Annotated in this window: 1 protein-coding gene; it reads right to left on the minus strand. The window is 73.1% G+C overall.

What is annotated here, in order from left to right; all coding sequences use genetic code 11:
- A partial coding sequence (locus tag FKN01_RS32305) for a phosphopantetheine-binding protein (protein WP_143626193.1) occupies positions 1–561 on the minus strand: 561 nt, incomplete at both ends.

The raw sequence follows: 561 nt of genomic DNA on the forward strand, positions 1-561 counted from the left end.
GCCTCGTCCGACGACACGGTCGTACGCAGGCTCTCGTGCCGGGCCACCACGTCCGCCACCGCGGCCCGCAACGCAGCCACGTCCAGCGCACCGGTCAGCCGGAGCACGACCGGGATGTTGTAGGTGGCGCTCGGACCCTCGAACTGGTCGAGGAACCACAGCCGCCGCTGCGCGTAGGACAACGGCAGCCGCTCCGGGCGCTCTTGGGGCTCCAGCGCGGGGCGTGCCCGGTCCGCGACGACGAGCCGGGCCGCGAGGGCGGCCACCGTGGGTGCCTCGAACACGGCGCGGACGCCGAGTTCGGCGCCGAATGCGGTGCGGATCTTCGCGACGAGTCTGGTGGCGAGCAGGGAGTGCCCGCCCAGGTCGAAGAAGGAGTCGTCGATGCCGATGGTGTCGGCGGCCAGGCCGAGGACGTCGGCGAAGGCCGCGCGCAGGGTCTCCTCCAGCGCGGTGGCGGGCTCGCGGTAGGCGGACCGTGCCGCGAACTCCGGTTCCGGGAGGGCCTTGCGGTCGGTCTTGCCACTGGAGTTCAGCGGGAAGGCGTCCAGGACCACGACC

The sequence above is a fragment of the Streptomyces sp. 130 genome (genome assembly GCF_007096885.1).
GTDB lineage: Bacteria > Actinomycetota > Actinomycetes > Streptomycetales > Streptomycetaceae > Streptomyces.